The sequence below is a fragment of the Paenibacillus sp. GXUN7292 genome, from assembly GCF_050864975.1.
Classification (GTDB): domain Bacteria; phylum Bacillota; class Bacilli; order Paenibacillales; family Paenibacillaceae; genus Pristimantibacillus.
Map to the genome: position 1 here is coordinate 49,095 of NZ_JBOZWO010000022.1, position 24,350 is coordinate 73,444.

Genomic DNA, 24,350 nt, shown 5'->3' on the forward strand with positions numbered 1-24,350 from the left:
GATCCTCTATTAATAAGCACCATTGCCTGCTTCTTCTAATTTGTAGTCAAGAAAATGGAAGGAATGGTTGCGATTAGTTTTTAAATTGCTGCTTGCTTTTCACGAATATACGTTCTGTTTAATTATACCATTTCCTATATAGGAAAGGAAGGTCATATCCGGCTTGTAAGAATAAAATCGAGCTCGATTGAGAAGCTCGATTTCACCAAATTTAGATGGATTAAAATTGTAACGAAGATCAGCAGTCTTAGCAAGCAATCGAAAGGGATGTTACTACGATCAAGTTTGGGATTCCGACCGCTGTTGTAGTCCGATTTTTTTGATGAAATAACCCCTGTAAAGGATAAAATTGGCCTACAAAGGCGGACGCTGCCACTTCTCCATTCCCAATCTTGCTCTTCGTTCCTCCTTACATTCGTTAAAATTTTTCGTGCACAATTTCGCGGTCAGACATTCCGCTATTTGCATCAAACTCGCCATTTTTACATTTTCGCGGTCACACATTCCGCTATTCAGCTCTAAATGGTCATTTTCGGTGATTTATTGCTCAATAACGGAACATCTCATCTGTCACTTTGCTGCCTCAAAACTGTGATTTTAGGCGTAATAGCGGAACGTCTGACCGGCTAGCTTTCGAGCTCACTTCGGCACAATTTTAAGTCCATCATACGCAGGCATGTCCTCGCTCTTTTCTGTTTCCAATATGCCAAAATCCCAAAACTTCCACACGCCGTCAACAAGCTTCATCCGCGCCTCCAAGTGCGCAGCGAGTCCAATCGCATACCAAAGATTCAATGTATAGGTTACTTTTATTTCGTCAGGTCCCGCCCACTTCGCATCGATCGGCTGCCAAGCGAAGGCTCTCGATGGCATTCCTTCCTTTTTGCTTTTGGCAAAATCGCGCTTCAAATATTGAAAGCCGGCATTATTCCACGCCTTATCGGTAAATAAATCTCGCAGCTGCTCCTCATCCATTCTTCCATCCGGCAAAGCGATATCCTCAAGCCCCAAAGCCTGCTCTAAAAATTTGGCATAGCGATCCGCAATATGCTGCAGCTCCTTGTATTCAGCCGTCCGATCCGTTATATCGGCCACCGTCAATGTCTGATTGTCCAAGTCAGCTTTCAAAGTAAGCTCATAACGCCCATCGCCGAGCATCGATTGAACAATAAGCTGACCGTCTGCCGCCTGAATAGCTGCTTGGTCATTTATTGTAATTGATTGATTACGTTCCATCCCAGCGCCCGCCGCATATTGAAACATCAACGGGAATGCCGTCCCCTCTTTCGTAATCGCATATGCTAAAACCCTTTTCACATTGCCATCGAGCCCTTTGCTGAAACGATAACTGTCCGGTTGAAGCAGCAGCACATCATATCCGTCAAACGCATAGCTGATCATGTTAGAGACGGTCTCCTCTTGCCGCAAGCCGAAATCAGAAAGAGGCTCCAAAAGTGTTTTTTGACCGGCGCGATCGGTCATTTCTACCTGATAAGATCCATAGTAATTATGTTGTGCGCCATTGCGCATCATCAGTTCACCCGGCTGAGCCTGCAGCTGTATGGATCCATAACGGGACTTTCCTATTGCGCGGACAGTTCCCCGGCTATGCTTGACGCTGCGGGAACTACTATAACTGTCATTGCTCCACCACTCATCGCCTGTCCGCTCGTCTGCAAACGCCGTAGGAAGCACAGGCAATCCGTCAGCATTGCGTTTAACCTCGCTGCTCATGAATATATAATCGATACTTTTACTTTTAAAATGGGGGGAGATCAGCCATTGGTCCTTAAAAAGATGCGTAGCTGTGAAATAATAAGGATCATTGTTGTAGTTTTCAGTTTCTGATGTCATCCATGACCATGAACGGCTTTTAGCATCCCAACGCTGAATATGGGCAGCTTCCTCAGCCATAAGCTGAATATACAAATAATCATCTCCATATTTCGCATGCGCTCCCAAGGGCGGCACCCACACAAGTTTATTTTTGTAATCAACCATCAAAAACGGCGCTGCTCCATAGCTTATATCCCTTTTAACAACGACAGGGTCTGTCAGCTTATCCATATCACTCGTTTTATTGAAGCTAGTTAGTTTACCCGACTGAACATCATACAGTTTGTATGAAATATCACCTTTCCGCCATACCGTCTCCTCGGATCCCTCAGGTTTGAAGTATTCGACCCACAGCCTGCCATCTTCCTGCCAGCCAAATGCGTTCAAGCGCTGGCCAGAATTTTCAGGTATAACCAAATCTCTTAGCACATTCCCTTTTTTATCAAAAAAACGAATCCCTTCTGCGAAGACATAATGCCCATTATCAAATGTCTCTCCGATAAAATCCTTGGCGTATTCCAAAATAAACATTTCGCTTGTGTTATCCCATTCGATCCCCGGACTCCTCAATATAAGCTGCTCATCCATTTCAAACGATGCAATCAATTGATTTCCGGCTGTATGTCGCAGTTCAAACTGGTTGCTAATCATAATTTGGTTCTCATCGACATGCTGATAGACCAGGCTTTGCAAATCTGGCGATGGAAAAACCAGCTCGCGCGGCGGCTTGCTGCCAGGGTCGCCATAAGCAGGGTAAGCAGCCTCGCTGCTAGACTTTACCTGGCCACTGGCCAGATCAATAAGCAGTACCTGCCCTTTAAAAGTAGAAAGCAGCAGTTTTTCAGGGTAATTGCCTGATGCTTTTTCCACATGAGCGCTTAGCCAAAAGTCTTCAGCATGTATATTATCATGCTTGCTAATCTCCCATATACGAGGAGAAATAACCGAGACAGCACCGGTTTCAATATTGAGCGAGGCCAAATCATAAACAAAGACGTCCTGCTCAAAGGCAGGTTCAACAAAAATTATCGTCCGCTCATCGATAAATTCAAATAAAGAGCTGTTACTATGATGCTGAGTCTTAAGCTCATACAGAGGAAATACTTTTACTTCTTGAGTATCCGGCTTAACAACTACGGCGTCTAAGCGGTCCCCGCCTTGTCCATTTTCGCTTTCCTCAGATTTATAGCGGGCAACCCCATGCACAACGTAATCCGTCGTACTCACTGTTCGAAACGGATAATCCCCCCCATACAACTTCAGCTGGAACCCTCCATCTGCCGAAGCAAGCTGAACCACCAATTCGTCAAACAGCTCTGGAAGGCTGTTCGCAGAGGTTTGTCCGTTTATTGGTGCTGTCATATGTTCTGTTAAAGGTTTCGTCGAAGGTTCGCTCGAAGCAAGCACGCCAATACTAAGCGTCTCATCAACCTTGCTGCCTCCTGTTCGTTCTCGCTGCAAGCCTGGCATAATGAGTAAGCCTACGATAATTAATGAAATAATAGAAATCGCCGCGAAAGGTTTCATGCCTCCGACTCTCCTTCTAATAATACTACTTACATAGACGAACAATTTTGCAATATGTTTCCTAAATGTTTTTTTCTTTACGAATTGCGCTCCTTCTCCATCCTGCTAATGTGTGACCTTTTTGAGTATCTGACGTATCATATATAAATAAGAAGCTTGCCAGCAATTGGAGGGTTACGTTATGCAACTGAAACTGCAGCAAATAACTAAGCAATTTGATTCCAAAAAAGTACTGCAAGGTGCGGAGTTTACTTTTGAAAAGGGAAAAATATACGGATTGCTAGGCCGCAACGGCGCTGGTAAAACAACGCTGTTCAACTGCCTGAGCGGAGAAATGGCCATGGACGGCGGACAAGCACTCATCCGTACAGAATCCGGAGACAAGCCGCTTCAAGGCGAGGATGTCGGCTACGTTTACTCGCTTCCGATATTGCCGGAGTTTTTGACAGGCTATGAGTTTGTGAAATTTTTTATCGATATTAATAAGGACAAGCTGCACATCGATAAATCTGTTGATGAGTACTTCGAGCTAATGAGCATGTCGGTTGAGGATCGGCATAAGCTGATCAAAGGGTACTCCCACGGCATGAAAAACAAGCTGCAAATGCTGCTTTTCCTAATTACAAAGCCGCCTGTCATTTTACTGGATGAGCCGCTTACTTCCTTTGACGTTATCGTTGCGCTGGAGATGAAAAAGCTGCTGCGTGAAATGAAAACGAACCATATTCTTATTTTTTCTACACATATATTGCAACTGGCATCCGATCTTTGCGATGAGCTGGTCGTGCTTCATAAAGGGGAGCTGTCCTCTGTTCCTGCGGAGCTGCTGCATAGCGCTGATTTTGAACAGAAAGTCATACAATTATTGAAGGATGATAGCCATGCTGAACAGCTTTAGAACACTGCAGTCCATCAAAACCTCAACTGCTATTAATATATTTATATACTATTTGCAAAAGCTTCCTTTCATTAAAAGACTCGTTACGGATGAGCTCTATGCCAATCTATCGGCGAAGCAGGCGCTAACTATTGTAGTTTCTATTATAAGAATAATTTGGAACGTCTTGCTGCGCCTGCTCTATATCGGTCTAATCGTCTATCTTCCTGCCGTATGGCTTGGGGAAGGCTTGCCTAAGGACGTGCTGTGGCAGTATTTCGTTCATATTTTCTTTGTTATCAGTTTTATTGTTTCCGGCACGAGCAGCGCAGTTATACTAGAGCCAAAGCGCGAGAAATATGTGGCTATCAAGCTGTTTAGAATTCATCCCAATTCCTATATGCGTTCGTCATTAACTCTGCGTTATATTGCTTTTTTTGTATACCTGCTGCCTGTCCTGCTGTTGTTCGGGCTTTTACTGAAAGGCTCATTCATACAAATCCTACTGCTTTGCTTATCCGTCACACTGTGGAGAATTGCAGTGGAATACTTGCATCTTAAACTTTATGAAAAAACGAATATTATACTTATTAAACAGCAAGCCATCGTCTGGCTCGTAATTGGATTAGGTTATATCGCTGCTTTCCTGCCCCTTTACCTGCATTATGTGCCTACTACAAGCAATCTGTTGCTTCATCCACTTGCCGTTATTTTGATAGGTCTCATGGGCCTTGCGGCAGCTTTTCAGTTGCGACGATACCGAGACTACAGAGCGATTACCGATGCTGCAACAAGACGCGATGACCCTTTGCTTAATCTAGGGCGAATGATAACGGAAGCGCAGCAAACTAGTGTAAAGACAAAGGAAAGCGACTATGCCAAACAGCCCGCCCATAGCGAGCAGCTGGAGCGCAAAGAAGGGTTTGACTACTTAAATGCGCTATTTTTCGCGAGACATCACAGCATCGTGACAAGCCCTTATTACAAGCGGCTCGCCATCATAGCGATAGCTGGCGTAATCATCATTGCCGGATTACTGCTGTTTCAACAGCAGCTTGCCGATATAAATATAGAGACTCGGATCATATTGCCCTTCTTATTTATGGTGATGTATTTCCTAACAATTGGAGAAAAGCTTTGCAAAGCTATGTTCTATCATTGTGACATCAACTTGCTCCGATACGGATTTTACCGCCATGCGGCATATCGCCATTTCCGTATTCGCTTTTATAAAATATTAGTTCAAAATACGGTTATTTCCGTTTTGCTTGGCCTAGTACTGACTATTGCTCTTATGCTTGCCGGCACTAATCTTTGGAATGAGGATATTGCTTATTTATGGCTGAGCGTATTGGCGTTAGCGCTGTTTTTCTCGGTTCATCATCTATTTTTATATTATATATTCCAGCCTTATACGACCGAGCTTAATATTAAAAATCCGTTCTACTATTTTATTACCAGCTTTGTATCGGCTTTGAGCGCTATTGCCATCGTTATGCGCCCCGAACCACTGGGATTTGCTATTTTTATCGCACTGCTGGCAATTGCTTATACGATCATCGCGCATTTCCTTGTGCGAAAGCGTGGACATCATACGTTCACTTTAAAATAGCAGCTGCAGCAAATGACAATTACTATTAAAGGAGCGTTACATATGTCTATTGATATTTTGCAGCGCAATTATGTACAAACCTGTGGATCAGGTGATCAAGCGATTGTTTTTGCACATGGCTTTGGCTGTGACCAAAATATGTGGCGATATATCGTCCCTCATTTTTCCAAGCAATATCAGGTTGTTTTATTTGATTATGTCGGTTCAGGCCGCTCTCAGCTTGATCAGTATGATCCTGTCAAATATAATGATTTGCAAGGCTATGCGACCGATGTCATTGAAGTGTTGGAAGCTATGCAGCTTAATCAGGTTATATTCGTCGGCCATTCCGTAAGCGGCATGATTGGCCTGCTTGCTTCCATTCGAAAGCCGGAGCTGTTTAAGCAGCTTATTATGCTTGGACCTTCTCCGCGCTACATGAACGATCTGCCTGATTATTTCGGCGGCTTTGACAAGAGTGATATTGAAGAGCTGCTAACGATGATGCAGATGAATTTTATCGGCTGGGCCAGCTATTTGGCTCCAATCGTAATGCAGAATGCAGACCGCAAAGAGCTGGCAGAAGAGCTGGAGCGCACATTCTGTTCAAGAGACCCGCATATTGCAAGGCAGTTTGCTGAGGTAACCTTCATGTCGGATTGCCGTGCCAGCCTGCCGTTGGCTACCGTGCCGACGCTTATATTGCAATGCTCGGATGACAGCATCGCGCCGGTTGAGGTCGGCAACTATTTGCATAAGCAGCTGAAGCACAGCTCGCTTGCCCAGATGGAAGCCAAGGGGCATTACCCGCAGCTGAGCCATCCGCAGGAAACGATTGCGCTTATTTCACAATACTTAGCCAAATGCGGATAAGCTGGAGGAACGTCAAATGGATACCCAACTAGATACAGCACCATGTGGATACTTTTCGCTTTCTAACAAAGGAATTATACAAGCTGTTAATTATACCTTACTTCAAATGCTGAACTTTGAGCGCGATGAACTGCTGAACAAGCATATTGAAACGATTTTGTCTGTTACGAACAAACTGTTTTTTCATACGTATTTCACACTGCATATCGAGCTCTATGGACAAGTGGACGAAATGTACTTTTCGCTGCGCTCAAAGGACAAGCAGGATATTCCGGTTCTACTCAACGGCATTCGTCAGGAGCGCGATGGCATCAGCTGCATTGATTGCGTAGCTGTCGCCATACGCAAACGAATCGAGCATGAAAAGGATGTTATGCAAAGCAAACTAAAATTGGAAGAGCTGTATACGGCGACGAACGAGGCGAATAAACAGCTTGAGCTGCTGCATGCAGAATATGAACGCAAGCAGCAGGAGCTGATTCAAATCAACAGCGAGCTTGAATCATTTGCAAATACCGATGCTTTAACGGGACTAAAAAACCGCCGCTACTTCAGGGTGAAGCTGCTGGCAGCGTTTGCCGAGTTTCAACAGGAAGGCACACCGCTTTCACTGCTCATTATCGACATCGATTACTTTAAAAAAATCAACGATACGTATGGGCATCCAACAGGCGATCTTGTGCTTGCCGGCTTGGCCCAATTGCTGCAAGAAACGTCACGTGAGCAGGATCTTGCCGCACGCTTTGGCGGTGAGGAATTTGTCATTATGCTGCCGGGTGCCACCGCGGATGAGGCGGTCCGAATCGCAGAGCAATATCGTATAGCGGCTGATATGGCTCAATTTGGCGGATACAAAATTACAGTCAGCATTGGAGCAGCTACCGCTGTGCAGGACGATACGAAGGAAAGCCTGCTGGAAAAAGCCGATCAGGCGCTCTATGCCTCAAAAAGCAATGGCAGAAACCGGGTTACACATGCGGACGAAGCAGACTGTAAACAATAGGCATTATTTATGCGTTGCAAGCAGAAACGGCGTCTTCGACTGAAGACGCCGTTTCTTTTCCGGGGCAATTAACGGAACGAGTGTCCTCCTAAAGCAAGGGAAGCAAAGCTTGAGCAAACAACGCAACAACCTCGGCTCGAGTCGCATGCTGCTGCGGGCGGAAGTTCCCGTCAGCATAGCCGTTGACAATGCCATGTCTTGCAGCAAGCTGCAAAGCATCCTGCGCCCATTATGACACGTTCGACTCATCCTTGAAAGGTGCGGCTTCTTGGTACCTGACAATGACTTAATGTACTCGCAGGCGTTACTTTTCAAACGATGCGTCGCTATTTGCGGTGCGGTCATCAATGACCGTTAGAACCAAAAAGCAGTCTTTTTGTTGCATATGCGGACACTTATGACCATTAGAAGAAAATTCCGTCGAATTCTCTAGCTTTTTTCCCGCTAACGGATATTTCTGTCCGTTAGAAAGTAGAGATTGGCGAAAAATGAGCGCTAACGGTCATCATTGTCCGCATCATTAGGAACCATTAAGAGCACATCAGCCTTATCGTACGCCAAACATACAGAACTACGCCATCATCATCCCTGTTGCACCGTATGCATACTTCATGTTACGGCCTGGCATCTTGTATAGCAGATTACAGATGATTAATTGTGATGAGGCTCGGCCTTGCTCATCTCTACGCACATTAGAATAAAGCCGCCTGCGCCATGCAGATCGTTCTCGCTTGTTGGACGGGCAATATAGTGCGCGTAATCGCCAATACCTGTACCGATACAAATATTTCCGATAATGACATGCCCATTCTCATCAAGCTTAAGCGTATCAATTACGCCTTGATAGCCTTTCCAAGCATACTTCATATAGGATGGGTCCAAATAACCCATTCTTACTGCCTTGGCAATAGCGTATACAAACAACGAGGTGCAGGAGTTTTCCAGCCAGTTGTCAGGAAGATCGCCCTTGTCCAAAACCTGATACCATAAGCCGCTCTTTTCATCCTGGAATTTAGGCAGCGCTTTAAGCAAATCCTGCAAAATAGCAACCAGCTTCGGCTTATCCTTGTGGTCATTAGGCAAATAGTCAAACATCTCCAGCAGCGCTACCGGGTACCAGCCTACTGCTCGCCCCCAAAATTCCGGCGCAAGCCCCGTTTTCTTATCCGCCCATACCGCTTCCTTCGATTCATCCCAGCCATGATAGAGCAAACCTGTGACAGGATCCTTTGTATGCTTTTCCATTAAAATAGCCTGGAATGCCATCAAGTCAAAGTACTCGCTTTTATTAAAAGTATGACCATACTGTACCGCGATCGGCCCAGCCATATATAAACCGTCAAGCCACATCTGGTTCGGGTATTTCTCCTTATGCCAGAAGCCCCCAGATGCATTCGTCTTCCAATCCTTAATTAACGGAACAAGCGTATGAAGCGCCTTCGTATATCGCTCGTCGCCTGTCTGCTCATATAAATTGAACAATAGCACGCCTGGCTGAATATCATCCAGCTCGTAGGAATTGTATTTGCGAATACTGCCATCCGGCAATATTAAGCTGTCGACCCAGCGTTTGATATAGGTATAATAATCATCATTGCCCGTTGCCTTCCAGCATTGCTCCATGCCTGACAGGAACACGCCCTGGTGATAGTGAAAACGATCCGGCGGCAGCTGTTCCGGCTCGAATGTCGCCATGAGAACCCGGCAGCCCTTCTCTGCCCATTGCAGCGGCGTAAGTGCATCATTAATTTCCATTACTGATTCCCACTCCTAACTGTTATTGTTCATCTCCTTTACTATAACATACAAATTAAAACGTTTACATACCATTACAAACTTTTTCGTACATTATCAAACGAACATAGGCGAACGAGAAACTTAGGAGAGGAGCGATTAATTTTTACGAAGATTGGCAGTGAAGATAGCACTTCTGTGGAGACTGTCGATTAATTGTGGATAGGGCAACAAGCAATAGAAAAGGGGCCACTGCGATCAAGATTGGGATTCCGACCACTGTTGTGGTCCAATTTTTTTGATGAAATAACCCCCTGTAAAGGATAAAATTGGCCTACAAAGGCGGACGCTGCCGCTTCTCCTTTCCCAATCTTTCTCTTCGTTCCCTCTCTTTTTGCTTGCCAATCGTTGCCCATAATTAATCGACACCTTCCTATGATTCGTTAGCGCCGCGGCTCGCCAGCTGTATTGCCCTGCACCATAGGGCCCAGCAGCCGAATATGCTCACATGGCAGATGCGGATTGGCTACCCGCCGCAGCATCAGCTCAGCAGCTCGTTCCCCGGCCTCCTGCACTCGCAAGATCGGCCTCGTCAAATGCGGATATCGCTCATGCTCATCATGCTCCATCCCAATGAGGGAAAGCTCATCCGGCATGCTTATGCCTAATTTTTGCGTCAGCTCTATAATCCATTCGGATTCCTCTGGCATTACGGCAAGAACAGCCGTATATTGGCTTGACAGAAGCTCTGCTTCCAGTTGCTTAAGCCATGCCTCGCGATTGCCAAAGCCGGCGTCCATTAATCCAGTCATAGCTATATCCATCCCATTACGTGCAAGCGCAGCTGAAAAGGCAAGCCTTCTTAGCCGAAAGCCCCGCTGGCTTTCAATATTGCCAACATAAAGAATACGCTTATGCCCGTCGGCATGCAGCCTATCAACCGCCAGATGCACCGCATGCTGCACATCCCAAACGACACTGTCAACCTCGGCAGATTCTGGCGGGTAACTGATGAGCACCTTGGACAGCGGCAGCTGAATGAAAAACGCCTCCATCCATTCAGGTATGCCGGGAGCCAGAAACAAGCCGTCCGCATACAGATGCCCTTCCCGCTCCATCCACTCCATCAGCTCATTCTCATTCTTCAAATGCTTTGGCGGTACTACGGAAGCAATACTATGACCAAGCTCCTGCATCCTTACTTGCAAGCCATTAAACCTGGAGGCAAAATAAGACTGCTGCGCTCCGACAAACAAGACAAACCGTCTTCTTTTTCCGTCAATCGGATATATTCTCTCAGCCATCATGCCGTCCTCCTGTGCTTTCGTTACATAACCGAGCTCTCTAGCAGCAAGCAAAACTTCCCGCCGCGTAGATTCAGCCATGCCAGGCAAGCCCCGAAGCGCTTTGGACACAGTATGTACTGTTAATCCAAGCTGATCTGCCAGATGACGCAAGGTAACTGTTTTTTTGCGCGGCAATTTATTCCCCTCCTTACTTGCTAATGATGAAAACGCGGATTACGGCCTATTATATTTACGGCTTTGTACAAATGTAATGGCGGTCATCATGATCACTGGCGGTAGGCTGACTACCGTAAACATCCAATTGCCCGTAGCAGCTGAAACAAATGAAAAAATAATAATAGTTGCTACACCTATCAATAGTGAAACCAGTATGCTTGACTGCTTTGCATCGCTCTGCGTCATTTTAAAAGAATAAATTGCACCCGTAATCGCCCAGCTCCCCATATGAATAAACAGCAAAATAGCAAGCGCAAAAATAATATTAAGCTGAACGCCCGATAAGGCAAGCATCAACATCACATAAATAGCAGCGAAAGTAAAATACCAGGAAATAGACCGGGCTTTATTCCATATAAAATGATACACTTCATCCAGACCGCGCTTCTTGCCTGCTGCGCGCCTTCCCAAAAACCATCCTAAAAAACCAAGCACCATGCCGCCGTATAGTCCTACATACTCCATCTAATCCTTCCTCTCCGCAAGCTTATTTTTCAAAAATAAACACTTCTTCAATCGTCAATTGAAACGCTTTTGCGATTTTATAGGCTAATTCAAGGGATGGATTGTACTTCTCCGTTTCAATGGCAATAACCGATTGTCTCGACACTCCAACTGTTTCTGCTAGCTGCTCCTGCGTCAGTTGATGCTGTGCCCGTAAATCCCGTATTCTGTTTTTCAATTTTTCACCCCTAAAATGTAAAGCTAACTTTACGTAAAGCTTACTTTACATATAGCAACCTTGTCAAGACCAGAGCTTTAGCTCGCAAAAATTCCTGACAGACTTTTAAACGCAATGCCCTCTCTATCAGCGTAGTACTTATTTTTATTTACTTTAATTTTTATATGAAACTAAAATGGCACTATAATGTATCCATTATTCTTCCTATAATGAGGTCAAATTCATGGAAGGGAAGCGATCACTTGTCAACAAACCATGCATCGATAAGCACGAGCCGCAATGTGCCTGTGCATGACAGCGCTGATATTATCGTCGTTGGCGGCGGGCCTGCTGGAGTAGCCGCTGCTATTGGAGCTGTACGAAGAGGGAAAAAGGTTATACTTATAGAGCATTCCGGGCAGCTTGGCGGTATGGGCACGCTTGCGAATGTCAGTGTTTTTATGGGGGTCGGCAATGTTACCGGCATATATCGCGAGCTGATTGCAGAGGTAATGCCTGAGGCGCTGCCAAGCACGCATCAGCAAGGCATATGGCCGCAATATTCTCCTTTCAAGGTAAGACATTATTTGAATCAGAAGCTGGAAAAGGAAGGCGTGCAAGTTTATTATCATGTCAGCTTTGTCGATTCCTTAATGGAGGGCAATCGCATCATCGGCATTGTCGCTCATACTCGAGAAGGACTGCGTGCCTTTATGGGCAAGGCAGTCATAGACTGCACAGGCGATGCTGCCGTCGCACGCGCAGCAGGCGTGCCTATACGTACCGGCCGCGACAGCGATCATATGACGCAGCCAATGACATTAATGTTCACGATGCAGGATACTGGGCAGCCCGTTAAACCTTACCTGCCGGAGGACTGCTACTATTACGAATCTGTAGCCGACCTGCCGCAAGGGCGCCTGCTCTATTGGGAAGTCAAAGAAGATCGTACCCTGCTTGTCAATATGACGCGCGTTAAAGGCAACGGGGCAAGGATGGAAGATATCAATTTCGCTGAAAAAGAAGCACTGCGCCAGGTGTTTTCAGTCGCTCACTACTTGCAGCGCAACGGATACGCCAACTATATTATTTCGCATATTCCGGGTCAGACGGGCGTTCGTGAAACGAATCAGATCGAGGGAAGCTATACCTTAACTGAAAATGACTTGATAAACAGCGCTGTATTCGATGATGTTATTGCTCAAAGCGACTATGAAATCGATATTCATAGTCCCGATGGCGGTAAAACGACAGATGAGCGCAGGCTTGGGCTGTATGACATTCCATACCGCTGCATGCTTCCGAAGCAAATTGAAGGCTTGCTTGTCGCAGGACGATGCATCTCAGCAACTCATGTGGCCATGTCCTCCATGCGCGTACAGGCTACCTGCTATGCGCTCGGTCAGGCGGCAGGCGTAGCGGCTTCCATCGCAATCGATGAGCAGCAGCCGTTAGCCGATATTTCCATAGCGGCTTTGCATGACAATCTGCAGCAGCAAGGCGTGGAATTTAGACGCAAGCCTGTAAGCTAGTAAAAGCGCAAATAAAGGTACCCCAGCAAAAAAAGCCGGTGGTACCTTCCCTAGTCTTATTTATCGTGGCTGCCGTTTGCTCCGTTCCCATACAATAATCGGAATGAGCAGCAGTGAGAGTATGCCGCCCAGAAGAGACAGTGTCGTATAGCTGGAATGAGCGACGATCGCGCCGGACATCGCGCCGCCCGATGCCCCGGCAATAGCGATAAGCACATCGACTGAGCCTTGTGTTTTGGCGCGTGTACTTGGAGTAGTCGCATCAACAATTTGCGCGGTACCGCTAATGAGTCCGAAGTTCCAGCCAAGACCAAGCAGGGCCAGCGCCAAAGTAAGCAGCAGCATAGAGTCGGCGGGCGCTAGCGCTGACAGCAGTCCGGCTGCAAGCAAGGTTAACCCTGCCATATAAGACATCGTCGTTCGCCCCAGTTTATCAACTAGAACGCCAGTAATTAGAGATGGCAAATACATGGCTGCTACATGAATGCCGATGACTATCCCCACCTCGCCCAAGCCATGCCCATGGCTTTTCATATGAACTGGCGTCATCGTCATAATTGCAACCATGACGATTTGCGTTAGAACCATTACCGTTGCCCCTATAACTATGCCGCGCTTATTGGCAGCTGTGATCTGCGGGGCTGCTTGGCCTTGGCCTGCATGGCCCGGCCTATTTTGCTGCGCTTCAGCAATGCCTTTCGCAATAATAAACGGATCAGGACGAAGCATGATCAACAATACGGTACCCGCCAGTAAAAAAGCGGCGCTAGCCAGCATGAAAGGGCCAGCTAATGGCGGCACACCAATCGATTCCGCGAATTTGCTCATGACATCAATCAGATTAGGACCTGCCACTGCGCCGAAGGTGGTGAAAACCATAGCCATACTGATCGCCTTGGCTCGCTGCGTCGGCCCTGCGAGATCCGTCCCCGCATAACGCGCCTGCAGGTTCGTAGCTGTTCCAGCTCCATAGATAAAGAGGGATATAAATAACAATGGCAATTGATCGAGTATAGCTGCTATAATTACGCCTATTGCTCCTACACCACCGGCAAAGAAACCGGCTGTGAGACCCACTCGCCTTCCAAGCCGCTGCGAAAGTCTTCCTACAATAAAGGCTGCTGCCGCAGAGCCTAGCGTAAATAATGCAGTGGGCAAGCCTGCCAAACTGTCCGATCCGATCATATCCTGAGCCAGCAATGCGCCGACAGTTACACCTGCCGATAAGCCTGCTCCGCCGAATATTTGTGAAATAATGATGATAATTAATGTTTTTCTGTACAGCTTGTTTTGTTTATCAACAGATTCAATATAGTCCTGTATATTATATTTGACGTTTTTTGAGTTTATCTTAACGTTGCTTTGTGCCATCGTATTTTTATACTCCTTTGTAACTCTATACTTGCTCAACCGTGTATTCAATCGCCGTATGCTAAATCTATCAGCGGTATCAATTTTTTAATTTACGAGACGCGTCATCCCCACCTGCCTTAACACTTTTGTTCTGTTCCCCTGCTTCTACCTTTATCTTACTCTACTTCAGGACAGCTATACAGCTTGTTTTTTTATTTAAGATCATATTCAAAAAGCTTTACAGCCAATTCTAAAGGGAAAAACTCATACTGTTGAAAAACCTTTATATCGCGAAATGTCCAACTAAAAATAGTTTTGGGCTGGCTGCGAGCAGTTCTGTATGATAATTCATACACATATGTGTTTTTCGGGACATTTTAGTGTAATGTGTATGATTTTTCATATACAATCGTGTTTTCCAGAGCATTTCAGCCTAATGTGTATGAAATTTCATATACATTTAGCCGTTTTGAGGTGGCGCCGACCGATTATGTATGATTTTTCATATACATTTGTGTATTTTGGGATATTTTAGCGAAATGTGTATGATTTTTCATATACAATCGTGTTTTCCAGAGCATTTCAGCCTAATGTGTATGAAATTTCATATACATTTAGCCGTTTTGAGGTGGCGCCGACCGATTGTGTATGATTTTTCATATACAATCGTGTTTTCCAGAGCATTTCAGCCTAATGTGTATGAAAATTCATATACATTTAACCGTTTTGAGGTAGCGCCGACCGCTTCTGTATGATATTTCATCAACACGAACACATGCTATCAAATCTATTTGAAAATCTTGTCACTTAATATTTATACAAGACATTCTAGACAGTCTTATAAAGGCCGAGATCGAAGCTTTCATGGTTAATCGCGATCAAGAGAAGCCCAACAGCCGCAATGTAATAGTTACTATCTACGACCCCTTCACCGCCCCCTTCACACGAAGTATGGTTTTATTGACGAGCTTCATGTACCTCAAGACCGTAATGGCAAATTTCAGACTCAAGTGTTTGAGCCGTACCAACGGCCGAGCTGGCTGGCTATGCACCCACAAAACGTAACAGGGTGTTCCCGCTCGCCGTAGGCAACAGGAACACCCTTACTACTATTCTATATTTGTTGCTGACGATCTCTCAATGCTGTTTTTAGCGTAGACTGCTCATTAATAACCATAACCAAATGCTCTATTCGCTCAAGCGTCTCCCAGCTAATATGATGCTCCATTTCCTCGACCTCTGCTTCAATCTGTTTCTCTGGGACGCCGAGCTGCCGCAAAAAAGCTTCCAATAATTGATGCCGCCGCAACAATTTTTCTCCAGCATGAAGCCCGCTTACCGTTAAAGCAATACGGCGCCCATATTTCTCAAATGTTACATAGCCCTCGTCGACTAATCTTTGTGCCATTTTTGAAACAGAGGAATTATTTACAGACAAGGCAGCTGCTACATCTGAAATTCTTGTATGGCCATTTTCCCGAACTAATTGATAAATTTGCTCAAGATAGTCCTCCATCCCTGGCGTTCGCATGTCCTCCCGCCTTTCTCAGATTATGATAATGCTTTGGCCGGACGAACATATTTTGCAATAACTCCATGCCGTGGAGAGCATATAAAACTTACCGCAAACACGACACCTGTCGAAAACGCCATTGAGCCTGAGATCGAAGTATCAAGCCATGCTGCGATATAATATCCCATTACAGCTGACAGCACTCCGAAAAAAGCGCTCAGTGCAAACATAACAAGCAAGCGATCAGTCCATAAATAGGCCGCAGAAGCTGGTGTAATCAACATGGCAACTACCAGTATTGCCCCGACAGCATCGAACGCTGCCACGCTCGTTACAGAAACTAGCGACATAAAAATGTAATGCATGAAAACGACAGGAATGCCAAGGCTGGCCGCTAAAGCCGGGTCAAAGGAAGTGATTTTCCATTCTTTATAAAAACCTATTATTGCAACTAATACAACGAAAAGCACAATGGCCAAAATAAATACGGCTTCAGGAATTGATCCGATCCAAGGCAGCTCGATTTTTTCCCATGGGATAAACGTTATTTCTCCCATCAAGGTATGCCGGATATCAAGATGGGCATTTCCGACTTTAGTAGCGATAAGCACGACGCCTATTGCAAATAAAGTTGTAAAAACGATACCTATTGAAGCTTCTTGCTGAACACCTCGCGCATGAAACCACTGCACCAAAATTGCGGTCAGCAAGCCTGCTGCAATGGCGCCTATCAGCATATGGACTCCGCTCAACTCCCTTGTAACGAGGTAAGCTACTACAATGCCAAGCAATACCGAGTGGCTGATTGCATCAGCCATCATTGCCATTCTGCGCAAAATCAATAACACGCCGATGAGGCCTGAGGACAGTCCCACAAGAGATGCCGTCAATAAAATCCATCCTGCATAGCTCATACTGTCATCCCCTCCCCAGCATTTTCTGTTCGGTTTGAGACCGTAATAGCACTTTTCTTTGGCCGCGCTGCTGCAGAAAAATAACCAGGAGCCCTTTGCTTGCCCCAAAAGTAAGTGACACTAAAAATAGAGCAGCGGCTGCAATTACAATAAATGGACCTGTCGGCCATCCTTTGCCCATTGTACTAATTAAGGTTCCAAACATACCCGAACCGCCGCCAAACAATGCTGACAATATAAGCATCCATTTAAACGAATGCGTCCAGTAGCGCGCACTGACGGCTGGAATAATCATTAAGGCCGCCATCAGTATAACTCCAACTGCTTGAATGCCAATAACGATAACAAGCACCATAACCAGCACATAAATACTGTTCATCCAGCGGTTTGAGAGCCCCAAGCCTTTGGCATACTGAGGATCAAACAAATATAGCTTCCACTCTTTAAATGCCACAATGGCAATAAATAATACAATTAAAGCAAGGACCGTCATCATTACTACATCTTTATATACCATTGATGCCGCTTGCCCAAATATGAAGCTATCCAGACCGCTTTGACTGCCGCCGGACATTCGATTGACGAACGTTAACAGCATAATGCCAGAACCAAAAAAAACAGATAAAATGATTCCCATAGCAGCATCTTCTTTGACTCTGGTAGACGTACGAATCCATTGGATTAACCATGCTCCGATCAACGCGCTTACCGCAGCTCCGCTTATCATGATTGGCAAGCTTTTTGTGCCGGCCAGCATAAAACCAATAATGACGCCAGGCAAGGCAGCATGAGACAACGCATCGCTCATCAGGCTTTGCCGCTTCCAATAGGCCAGACAGCCTATCGTTCCTGCAGCCATTCCGAGCACTAGTGTACTTAAAAGAACCCACTGGGCATTGTGCGACAAAAATCCAGTCATCCCAGCTTCTCTCCCATCCAGCGCAGCGTGCCGCCATAGGTGCGAAGAATATTATCCTTGGTAAACGTTTCTTTTGTCGTGCCATGCGCAACGACTGTGCGATTCAAGAGCAGCACATGATCAAAATAATCTTCCACGGTTTGAAGATCATGATGAACAACCATTACCGTTCTGCCCTTGCTTTTCAACGTTTTCAAAGTATCCATAATCGCTCGTTCAGTGGCCGCATCTACGCCTGCCAACGGCTCATCCAAAAAGTAAAGCTCAGCATCCTGAACCAGCGCCCGTGCCAGGAAAACACGCTGCTGCTGTCCGCCTGAGAGCTGGCTAATCTGCCGTTCCGCATAATCAGCCATTCCCATCTCAGAGAGTGCATGCATCGCCATTTCGCGGTGCTTGCGCTGAGGCCATCTGAGCCAGCCGATCTGGCCGTATAACCCCATCATAACAACATCCAGCGCATTGGTCGGAAAATCCCAATCAACCGAACCGCGCTGCGGCACATAACCAATACGCGATTTTTCTTTTGTATAAGTAGAACCAAAAAATTTTATCGTGCCAGACAATTTTGGATGCAAATCGAGCAATGTTTTCAGCAAGGTAGATTTCCCCGCTCCGTTCGGACCGACAATACTAGTCAGCGTACCCGGCTGGATGTCAAAACCTACACTGTTAAGCACTTTATTTTTCCGGTATGAGGCCGATACGTCTCTAACACTTATAACTGGAAACATTTAAATCCCCCCTATTCACTCAATGCTTTGTAAATTGTTTCGACATTATGGCGGTACATGCCAATATAGGTTCCTTCCGGTGTTCCTTCCTCACCCATCGCATCCGAGAAAAGCTCTCCTCCCAGCTTGATATCGAGACCTTGCTTTTTAGCTCCCTCAATAACTGCGTTAATAGAGGCTGGATTAATACTGCTCTCAATAAATACTGCCGGCACTTTGTGATCTAAAATTATTTTTATTGTATCTTCTATGTCGGTCAAGCCGATCTCATCTTCTGTACTAAGTCCTTGAAGTCCAACGACTTCCACATCCTGCAATCGCCCAAAATAACCAAAAGCGTCATGCGCTGTTACTAAAATTCTTTTATCTTTTGGAATTTGCGAAAGCTTTTCTTTAGACTCATTTTTCAGCTTTTGCAGTTCTTCAAAATACTTTTCTTTATTCGCTTCGAAATAATCCGCATTTTCCGCTGACATTTGTTTTAGCTTACTTGTAGCATTTTCTAGGGCCTGCTGCCACAGATCAATGTCGAACCATATGTGCGGATCGATCGCTCCGCCTTCATCCTTCAGCAATTGATCAGCAGCGATAGAGTCTCCTATGCCAAGCACAGGCTTGCTCTTTCCTATTTCCTCAAACACCTTGGTCATATTCGCTTCCAAATGCAAACCGCTGTAAAAAACCGCATCGCTGCTCTCCAGCTTTTTTATATCGCCTTGCGTTGCATTGTACAAATGCGGATCCACACCAGGACCCATCAAGCTGGTAACCTCAACCTTATCTCCGCCTATAATAGACAATGGCTCAGCAATTTGAGCAATTGTCGTAACAACATTTATTTTATCTCCCTGCTGCGACTTCCCATTGTTCCCCTTGTCTGATGTGCAGGCCGAAATAACCATTGCCACCACCAAAACAAGTAATAACATGTACTTGCTTTTACTTGAATATCGCTTCTTTTTCTCCACCACTTCTACCTCCTGTTTTCAATGTTTCCTTTGTGCAACTATTTTATATATATGTTATTGTTTTGCCTTAGGGAAACTTTTTTGTTAATGTACAATTTATAGTGTAACCACCATTTTGTCAACAGCTTTTTTGTATTTTTTTACTACTTTATTAGCTGGCTTGTACATATAGATAGGAAAATAAGTGCAATACAATCAATGAAATTTACTGGAGGATGAAGGATGGAGGGCTATTTGTCAGGGTTACTAATTAGCTCGCTTGCAACGGGTATAGGCGCAATTCCGATTTTATTTTTTCGCCGCATATCACATTTTTGGATGGATATACTTCTTGCCTTTACAGGGGGAGTCATGGTTGCTGCCTCGACGCACGGGTTGATCCCTGCTTCTCTTAAATTGACCAATTTGTTCAACTTTAGCTGTGGTGTCATCATAGGCGCGATCGCTCTAGGTATTGTGGAGAAGCTTATTCCGCATGTGGATTTGAAGCATAGTCAAACAGATATCATTATCCCTGCACAATCCATCATGCTTATAACTGCGATGGCTATTCATAATATTCCGGAAGGACTTTCTGTCGGTGCCGGCTTTGCCAGTGAGGCGGACAAGCTCGGATTTCTGATTGCTCTTTCGATAGGCTTTCAAAATATACCCGAAGGATTTCTGATTGCGCTCTTTCTAGTCCATCAAAAAGTAAATCGTTTTACTGCGATTGCCGTCGCTTTTCTTACAGGAGCCATTGAAATTGCTGCAGGCGTTCTTGGCTATCATTTGTCCGGCCTATCGCTTAACCTCGTTCCGTTTGGTCTAGCTTTCGCTGCAGGCGCAATTCTTTTCATCGTTTATAAGGAACTGATCCCTGAAACCCATGGGCATGGCTATGAGCGCGCAGCTACATTTTCATTCATAGTCGGGATTGTATGTATGATCGGTTTAGTAGAGTGGTTTCGATAAGTACTTGAGCTGAAGCAGTGTCCGCCTTGATGAGCAGGGGAGACGTTTTTCTTGCTTGTTTAGGAGCTTGCTAATGCTTTCTTAACTAACTGTATTTACTCAGGCCTTTGAAAACGCTAACGGAACTGAGACACGCTATTGTATGGAAACCAGCCTATTCTAAAATCTAAAGGAACTGAGAGACCTTATTTACTCAAAAACACTACCTAGACGGGGAAAAGATCACCTATAGCGCTCCACAGTTCCGTTACAGTTTTAAAACACCTTTTTATTGCTAAATAGAGCCTCTCAGTTCCGTTACAATTCTAAACAAATGGCAGCCTCTCCCCTACTGGTCCATTCTTCTTTCCAAGCTTTCTTAAAAAAGCCCAAGGCGCCAAACAACACGGCGCCTTGAGCTAATCTATCATTTTATTGAGGCAATTCTCTGTATTCTGAAGGTGTTAAGTTCGTCGCACGCTTGAAGAACTTTGTAAAATACGCCGCCGATTCAAAACCAAGCTCCATCGATATTTCATGCACCTTGAGCAGCGGATTTTTGAGCAATTGTTTTGCTTTATTCAATCGGACTTCAGTTATATACTCAAACAGCCCTTCGCCTGTCAACTGCTTGTACAAACGGGACAAATAAGAAGGATTAAATCCGACAACTTCTCCAATCCGGGTAAGCGACAGATCGCCAGCCAGGTTTTCCTCGATATAACGTTTAATAGTTGCGATTACCTTGAGCTCAAGCTCCGCCACATTTGATTGACTGTAATCGAATATCGATTCCGCTACTTTTGCCAAATAATCCATTGCCTCTTCCCAAGTGTTGTGAGCTGAAAGCTGCGTAAGCTTTCCTAAGTCAATATCGAGCTCGGTGCTGCTCTTATCCAGTGGTTTATTCAAAAATGTAAAAAAAATCGGAACGACGGCATAATACATTTGCAGCTTGATATGATCGTTCGCATGCTCTTCTGCACGTAGAACGAGCTCAGAAAAAAGTAAAAAAAAGGGCTCGCGCTGCGAAGTTTCAAGATAGGTTTCCAGCCTGTGAATCCTCCCGATCAGTGATTGGAATGAAGCATCACTATCACTTTCACTTTCACGCTCCGTACTGAGCGATAACTGGCTTTCCAGCAATAGCACCTCTTTATGCAAGCCATACTCAAAATTGAAAATCCGTTTAAGCCTGCCGAATGACGGACTGCAATCATGGAAATGTACTGGCGTTGTTCCAGCCAGCAGTGACACCTTCAAGCCTAGATGCTTTTTGCAAGCCGCTTGAATTTCCTCTAAGGACTGGCTAATAAGTATCGCAGCATGCTTCCAAGAGCTGTCCATATCGGAATTGCGGTCGGGTTTCCCCGAGTCAAGCCTGGGCTGAATAAGCCAAATCAAATTGCCGCGTTCATACATACAAGAAAACAGCTGAAGAGAAGGACTAAGCAGCTCATTTACTACCGTGTGAAGCGAGAAGCCGAGCATCGTCTCATCCTGTGACTTCAGCTCCCGATCCTCTACTCTGCCCAGCATAAGCAGTACAGGCTGCGCAGCATTGAGCGGTATTTTCAGCTCAGCCATGCGCCTAGCCAGTCTGTCAGCATCCTTCTCTTCACCGCTTAGCAAATCAGTCAACCATTCCTTTTGAAGCATAGGCAGCGCTTCGTTCATATAAGCATTAGCCTGCAAAACCAACCGCTCCCGCTCAAACTTATTTTCAAGCATTTGAACAGCATTGCGGATGGTGTCGACGATAATATTGTCATCCTCTGTTTTCAAAATATAGTTAAAGCTATTGTTGCGGCTGGCTGTATGCAAATAATTGAAATCATCATGCCCGGTCAAAAATATAACGAAAGCGTGCGGCCACAAACGATTGATCTCCTGCTGCAAAGCAAGCCCTGACATGCCGGGCATACGGATATCGCTAAGCACAATGTCAATTTTCATGCGGTTAAATATATCTAAAGCTTCGAAAGCAGAATAAGCGAGCTGAATTTCCAATTCCAAATCGTTTGCACTTTCTATGAGCTGTGCCAAGCCTTGAACGATCAATTCCTCGTCATCAACGATTAGCAATCTATACATGCTTAAGTCCCCTTCGTTATCGGAATAGCTGCTTCGACACATAAACCGCCAAGTGAAGAACGCGAAACGGATAATCCATATTGTTTGCCGAATTTCAACTGCAGTCTGCGGTGCACATTTAACATGCCGGTCGTTTCCACATGCTCCTCCAATTTAAGTTCCATCGCAATCCTTTCAATTTGCCTATCCGACAGATCCTCGCCGTTATCCTCCACCGTAATTTGCAAAAGCTCATCTGTCGACGAAAAAGACATTTTCACAATGCCGCCGGCCATTTTATTTTCCAACCCGTGCTCATATGCATTTTCCAAAATAGGCTGCAGAACCAGTCTGGGCACCAGAACCTCCTTACAGTTGTCTGGAAACTCTTCACAAATGGTTTGTATTCTGCGCGAATAGCGCAGCATCTGAATTTCAATATAGGAATGGGTATGGCGAACTTCTTGCGCGAGCGCTATTTCATCAGCCCCATTCCGGGTAATGTAGCGAAAATATTCGCCCAAATGACGGGACAATCGAATGACTGTGTCGGTATCATGCATCTGCGCAACACGATGCAGCACAAAATAGCTGTTGTACAAAAAATGAGGGTTAATTTGAGATTGAAGCTGCTTCAGCTCAGATTGCTGCGAACGTATTTTCTCTTCATATACCTCGTGCACGAGCAATTGAAGCTTGCTGGACATCACATTGAACTGTTGGTACAAGTAAGCAAATTCATCCTCTTGGCTATGCTTTAAGGAAACATTCAAATTGCCTTTTTCCAGCTTGCGAAATGCAACGACCATTCTTTGAATCGGCTGATGGATGATACGATAAATCCAATATGAAAATATAATGACGATAACAACCGAGGTCAGTGTAATGATCCAATACCAATAGCGGTATTTCGTAAGCGGCCCAAGCGTCTCTGCCTCCGGCAAAAAAACAGCCATAACCGAATTTAGTACGGACGACTTTTCGTAAATAACCGTGTATGCCACACGACCGGCCGTAATACTAAAGCTGCCGTTCTGAAATTGCTCCAGCGATTCGCCAGCTATGTGCGGTATTAAACTTTCGGCTAACGCATGCATCTGGTCGCTCCCGCTCACAATTTTCCACTGTTTGTCGGCTTGCATCAGCATGCCGCCCCCAAGCTTCGTATTGTGCACTTCATCCAGAGACTGCTGCAGAAAATCTTCCGAAACAGAAAGCTTTAATATAAGAAAAGGCTCATCATCGCTGTCCTCAATCCCATAAGTGCCTGGGTACGAACCGCCTATCAAATATTGATCATTCCAAAAAACGATAGGCGATGAAAGAGTAGACTGCTTGAGTACAGCAATTTCATCTTCAACTGGCAAAGCTATAAATCCCCTCGAGGAAATATTTCTTTGAATGCGCGGCAAATAAACACTGATATCATCCATATATAAGCTGGAAGCTTGAAGCAGCCTCAGCTTCTCTTGAATGCGGAGAATAGCCTGTGCGTACAAATAATCGGAGAGATTATGCTTGGCATAGCTAAGCGTTTGCAGATCGCTGTCCGCCAGCAGCTCATTCCTTAGCCGCATTATTCTTTGAAAATCTGCATCCATTCCTCGGACATAATTGTGCAGCCTGGATTTAAGCGATTGTTCAATTTGTTCCTTCACCGTTGTAGAGCTCGAATAGTTTAAATATAAGCCGAGAATAGATAAGGGCAGCATAATCAATAAAAATGCTATAGCCAGTTTGAAAAATATGCTAGACAATTTAATAGGTAGCACCTTCATTGTATCCC

Annotated in this window: 19 protein-coding genes and 2 pseudogenes; 7 read left to right on the plus strand and 14 right to left on the minus strand. The window is 45.2% G+C overall.

Features of this window, described 5'->3' with window-relative positions:
* Positions 1 to 639 precede the first annotated feature (639 nt).
* On the minus strand, positions 640 to 3,363 hold the full coding sequence (locus ACRRU2_RS17755) for a hypothetical protein (protein ID WP_432503669.1): 2,724 nt from the start codon (positions 3,361 to 3,363) through the stop codon (positions 640 to 642).
* Positions 3,364 to 3,544: 181 nt separating this feature from the next.
* Here ACRRU2_RS17755 and ACRRU2_RS17760 point away from each other — a divergent pair, with 181 nt between their 5' ends.
* From ACRRU2_RS17760 to ACRRU2_RS17775, 4 genes are read left to right on the plus strand one after another with little or no spacing between them, the layout of a single operon-like run.
* Complete coding sequence (locus ACRRU2_RS17760) at positions 3,545 to 4,261, plus strand: ABC transporter ATP-binding protein (protein ID WP_432503671.1); 717 nt, start codon at positions 3,545 to 3,547, stop codon at positions 4,259 to 4,261.
* Complete coding sequence (locus tag ACRRU2_RS17765) at positions 4,245 to 5,852, plus strand: hypothetical protein (protein ID WP_432503673.1); 1,608 nt, start codon at positions 4,245 to 4,247, stop codon at positions 5,850 to 5,852. Before ACRRU2_RS17760 ends, ACRRU2_RS17765 begins: the two co-directional genes overlap by 17 nt.
* A 42-nt stretch (positions 5,853 to 5,894) precedes the next feature.
* Positions 5,895 to 6,704 (plus strand): alpha/beta fold hydrolase, encoded by an 810-nt coding sequence (locus ACRRU2_RS17770; RefSeq protein ID WP_432503675.1) that lies wholly within the window; start codon positions 5,895 to 5,897, stop codon positions 6,702 to 6,704.
* Positions 6,705 to 6,720: 16 nt separating this feature from the next.
* Positions 6,721 to 7,707, plus strand: coding sequence for a sensor domain-containing diguanylate cyclase (locus tag ACRRU2_RS17775; protein WP_432503677.1), 987 nt, complete (start codon positions 6,721 to 6,723; stop codon positions 7,705 to 7,707).
* A gap of 88 nt (positions 7,708 to 7,795) precedes the next feature.
* On the opposite strand, the pseudogene ACRRU2_RS17780 reads toward ACRRU2_RS17775, so the two are convergent.
* The 5 genes and pseudogenes from ACRRU2_RS17780 to ACRRU2_RS17800 form a co-directional block, all read right to left on the minus strand.
* Positions 7,796 to 7,924 (minus strand): annotated as a pseudogene (locus tag ACRRU2_RS17780) (S-layer homology domain-containing protein); the annotation flags it as partial.
* A 434-nt stretch (positions 7,925 to 8,358) separates the two neighbouring features.
* Positions 8,359 to 9,462 carry a glycoside hydrolase family 88/105 protein gene (locus ACRRU2_RS17785; RefSeq protein WP_432503679.1) on the minus strand — a complete coding sequence of 368 codons (1,104 nt, stop codon included), beginning with the start codon at positions 9,460 to 9,462 and terminating at the stop codon, positions 8,359 to 8,361.
* 422 nt (positions 9,463 to 9,884) lie between these two features.
* Complete coding sequence (locus ACRRU2_RS17790; RefSeq protein ID WP_432503681.1) at positions 9,885 to 10,922, minus strand: LacI family DNA-binding transcriptional regulator; 1,038 nt, start codon at positions 10,920 to 10,922, stop codon at positions 9,885 to 9,887.
* A gap of 39 nt (positions 10,923 to 10,961) precedes the next feature.
* On the minus strand, positions 10,962 to 11,429 hold the full coding sequence (locus tag ACRRU2_RS17795; RefSeq protein ID WP_432503683.1) for a hypothetical protein: 468 nt from the start codon (positions 11,427 to 11,429) through the stop codon (positions 10,962 to 10,964).
* A gap of 22 nt (positions 11,430 to 11,451) precedes the next feature.
* The gene (locus ACRRU2_RS17800; protein ID WP_331697316.1) at positions 11,452 to 11,646 is read right to left on the minus strand and encodes a helix-turn-helix transcriptional regulator; all 195 of its coding nucleotides are present in this window, start codon (positions 11,644 to 11,646) and stop codon (positions 11,452 to 11,454) included.
* A gap of 242 nt (positions 11,647 to 11,888) precedes the next feature.
* Here ACRRU2_RS17800 and ACRRU2_RS17805 point away from each other — a divergent pair, with 242 nt between their 5' ends.
* A complete protein-coding gene (locus ACRRU2_RS17805) occupies positions 11,889 to 13,157 on the plus strand; it encodes an FAD-dependent oxidoreductase (RefSeq protein ID WP_432503685.1) in 1,269 nt (422 codons plus the stop codon).
* A 60-nt stretch (positions 13,158 to 13,217) separates the two neighbouring features.
* Here the strand turns inward: ACRRU2_RS17805 and ACRRU2_RS17810 are convergent, their stop codons facing one another.
* A complete protein-coding gene (locus tag ACRRU2_RS17810) occupies positions 13,218 to 14,528 on the minus strand; it encodes an MFS transporter (protein ID WP_432503687.1) in 1,311 nt (436 codons plus the stop codon).
* A gap of 923 nt (positions 14,529 to 15,451) precedes the next feature.
* On the opposite strand from ACRRU2_RS17810, the pseudogene ACRRU2_RS17815 reads away from it, so the two are divergent.
* Positions 15,452 to 15,598: pseudogene (locus ACRRU2_RS17815) on the plus strand (transposase); the annotation flags it as partial.
* A 26-nt stretch (positions 15,599 to 15,624) separates the two neighbouring features.
* On the opposite strand, the gene mntR reads toward ACRRU2_RS17815, so the two are convergent.
* Genes mntR through ACRRU2_RS17840 form a run of 5 tightly spaced genes read right to left on the minus strand, consistent with a single transcriptional unit; the run spans position 15,625 to position 19,519 of the window.
* Positions 15,625 to 16,041, minus strand: coding sequence for a transcriptional regulator MntR (mntR, locus tag ACRRU2_RS17820; RefSeq protein ID WP_432503689.1), 417 nt, complete (start codon positions 16,039 to 16,041; stop codon positions 15,625 to 15,627).
* A gap of 20 nt (positions 16,042 to 16,061) precedes the next feature.
* On the minus strand, positions 16,062 to 16,937 hold the full coding sequence (locus ACRRU2_RS17825) for a metal ABC transporter permease (protein WP_432503691.1): 876 nt from the start codon (positions 16,935 to 16,937) through the stop codon (positions 16,062 to 16,064).
* Between the two features lie 4 nt (positions 16,938 to 16,941).
* Positions 16,942 to 17,856: a metal ABC transporter permease gene (locus ACRRU2_RS17830; RefSeq protein WP_331702543.1), complete on the minus strand. Its 915-nt coding sequence runs from the start codon at positions 17,854 to 17,856 to the stop codon at positions 16,942 to 16,944.
* The gene (locus tag ACRRU2_RS17835) at positions 17,853 to 18,590 is read right to left on the minus strand and encodes a metal ABC transporter ATP-binding protein (RefSeq protein ID WP_432503694.1); all 738 of its coding nucleotides are present in this window, start codon (positions 18,588 to 18,590) and stop codon (positions 17,853 to 17,855) included. The genes ACRRU2_RS17830 and ACRRU2_RS17835 overlap by 4 nt, the downstream gene beginning before the upstream one ends.
* A gap of 11 nt (positions 18,591 to 18,601) precedes the next feature.
* On the minus strand, positions 18,602 to 19,519 hold the full coding sequence (locus ACRRU2_RS17840; protein ID WP_432503743.1) for a metal ABC transporter solute-binding protein, Zn/Mn family: 918 nt from the start codon (positions 19,517 to 19,519) through the stop codon (positions 18,602 to 18,604).
* A 261-nt stretch (positions 19,520 to 19,780) separates the two neighbouring features.
* On the opposite strand from ACRRU2_RS17840, the gene ACRRU2_RS17845 reads away from it, so the two are divergent.
* Positions 19,781 to 20,512: a ZIP family metal transporter gene (locus tag ACRRU2_RS17845; protein ID WP_432503696.1), complete on the plus strand. Its 732-nt coding sequence runs from the start codon at positions 19,781 to 19,783 to the stop codon at positions 20,510 to 20,512.
* Between the two features lie 411 nt (positions 20,513 to 20,923).
* On the opposite strand, the gene ACRRU2_RS17850 is transcribed toward ACRRU2_RS17845, so the two are convergent.
* Both ACRRU2_RS17850 and ACRRU2_RS17855 read right to left on the minus strand, forming a co-directional pair.
* A complete protein-coding gene (locus ACRRU2_RS17850; RefSeq protein ID WP_432503698.1) occupies positions 20,924 to 22,585 on the minus strand; it encodes a response regulator transcription factor in 1,662 nt (553 codons plus the stop codon).
* A 2-nt stretch (positions 22,586 to 22,587) separates the two neighbouring features.
* Entirely contained in the window at positions 22,588 to 24,342 is a 1,755-nt protein-coding gene (locus ACRRU2_RS17855; RefSeq protein ID WP_432503700.1) for a sensor histidine kinase, read from the minus strand.
* Positions 24,343 to 24,350: the final 8 nt, after the last annotated feature.

Excerpts from the sequence above, each read along its gene's own strand:
- ACRRU2_RS17785 (WP_432503679.1), bottom strand. The coding sequence starts at position 9,462 with ATGGAAATTAATGATGCACTTACGCCGCTGCAATGGGCAGAGAAGGGC.
- ACRRU2_RS17840 (WP_432503743.1), bottom strand. The coding sequence starts at position 19,519 with ATGTTATTACTTGTTTTGGTGGTGGCAATGGTTATTTCGGCCTGCACA.
- ACRRU2_RS17770 (WP_432503675.1), top strand. The coding sequence starts at position 5,895 with ATGTCTATTGATATTTTGCAGCGCAATTATGTACAAACCTGTGGATCA.
- mntR (WP_432503689.1), bottom strand. The coding sequence starts at position 16,041 with ATGCGAACGCCAGGGATGGAGGACTATCTTGAGCAAATTTATCAATTA.
- ACRRU2_RS17760 (WP_432503671.1), top strand. The coding sequence starts at position 3,545 with ATGCAACTGAAACTGCAGCAAATAACTAAGCAATTTGATTCCAAAAAA.
- ACRRU2_RS17795 (WP_432503683.1), bottom strand. The coding sequence starts at position 11,429 with ATGGAGTATGTAGGACTATACGGCGGCATGGTGCTTGGTTTTTTAGGA.
- ACRRU2_RS17830 (WP_331702543.1), bottom strand. The coding sequence starts at position 17,856 with ATGACTGGATTTTTGTCGCACAATGCCCAGTGGGTTCTTTTAAGTACA.
- ACRRU2_RS17845 (WP_432503696.1), top strand. The coding sequence starts at position 19,781 with ATGGAGGGCTATTTGTCAGGGTTACTAATTAGCTCGCTTGCAACGGGT.
- ACRRU2_RS17850 (WP_432503698.1), bottom strand. The coding sequence starts at position 22,585 with ATGTATAGATTGCTAATCGTTGATGACGAGGAATTGATCGTTCAAGGC.
- ACRRU2_RS17810 (WP_432503687.1), bottom strand. The coding sequence starts at position 14,528 with ATGGCACAAAGCAACGTTAAGATAAACTCAAAAAACGTCAAATATAAT.
- ACRRU2_RS17855 (WP_432503700.1), bottom strand. The coding sequence starts at position 24,342 with ATGAAGGTGCTACCTATTAAATTGTCTAGCATATTTTTCAAACTGGCT.
- ACRRU2_RS17765 (WP_432503673.1), top strand. The coding sequence starts at position 4,245 with ATGCTGAACAGCTTTAGAACACTGCAGTCCATCAAAACCTCAACTGCT.
- ACRRU2_RS17835 (WP_432503694.1), bottom strand. The coding sequence starts at position 18,590 with ATGTTTCCAGTTATAAGTGTTAGAGACGTATCGGCCTCATACCGGAAA.
- ACRRU2_RS17825 (WP_432503691.1), bottom strand. The coding sequence starts at position 16,937 with ATGAGCTATGCAGGATGGATTTTATTGACGGCATCTCTTGTGGGACTG.
- ACRRU2_RS17755 (WP_432503669.1), bottom strand. The coding sequence starts at position 3,363 with ATGAAACCTTTCGCGGCGATTTCTATTATTTCATTAATTATCGTAGGC.
- ACRRU2_RS17775 (WP_432503677.1), top strand. The coding sequence starts at position 6,721 with ATGGATACCCAACTAGATACAGCACCATGTGGATACTTTTCGCTTTCT.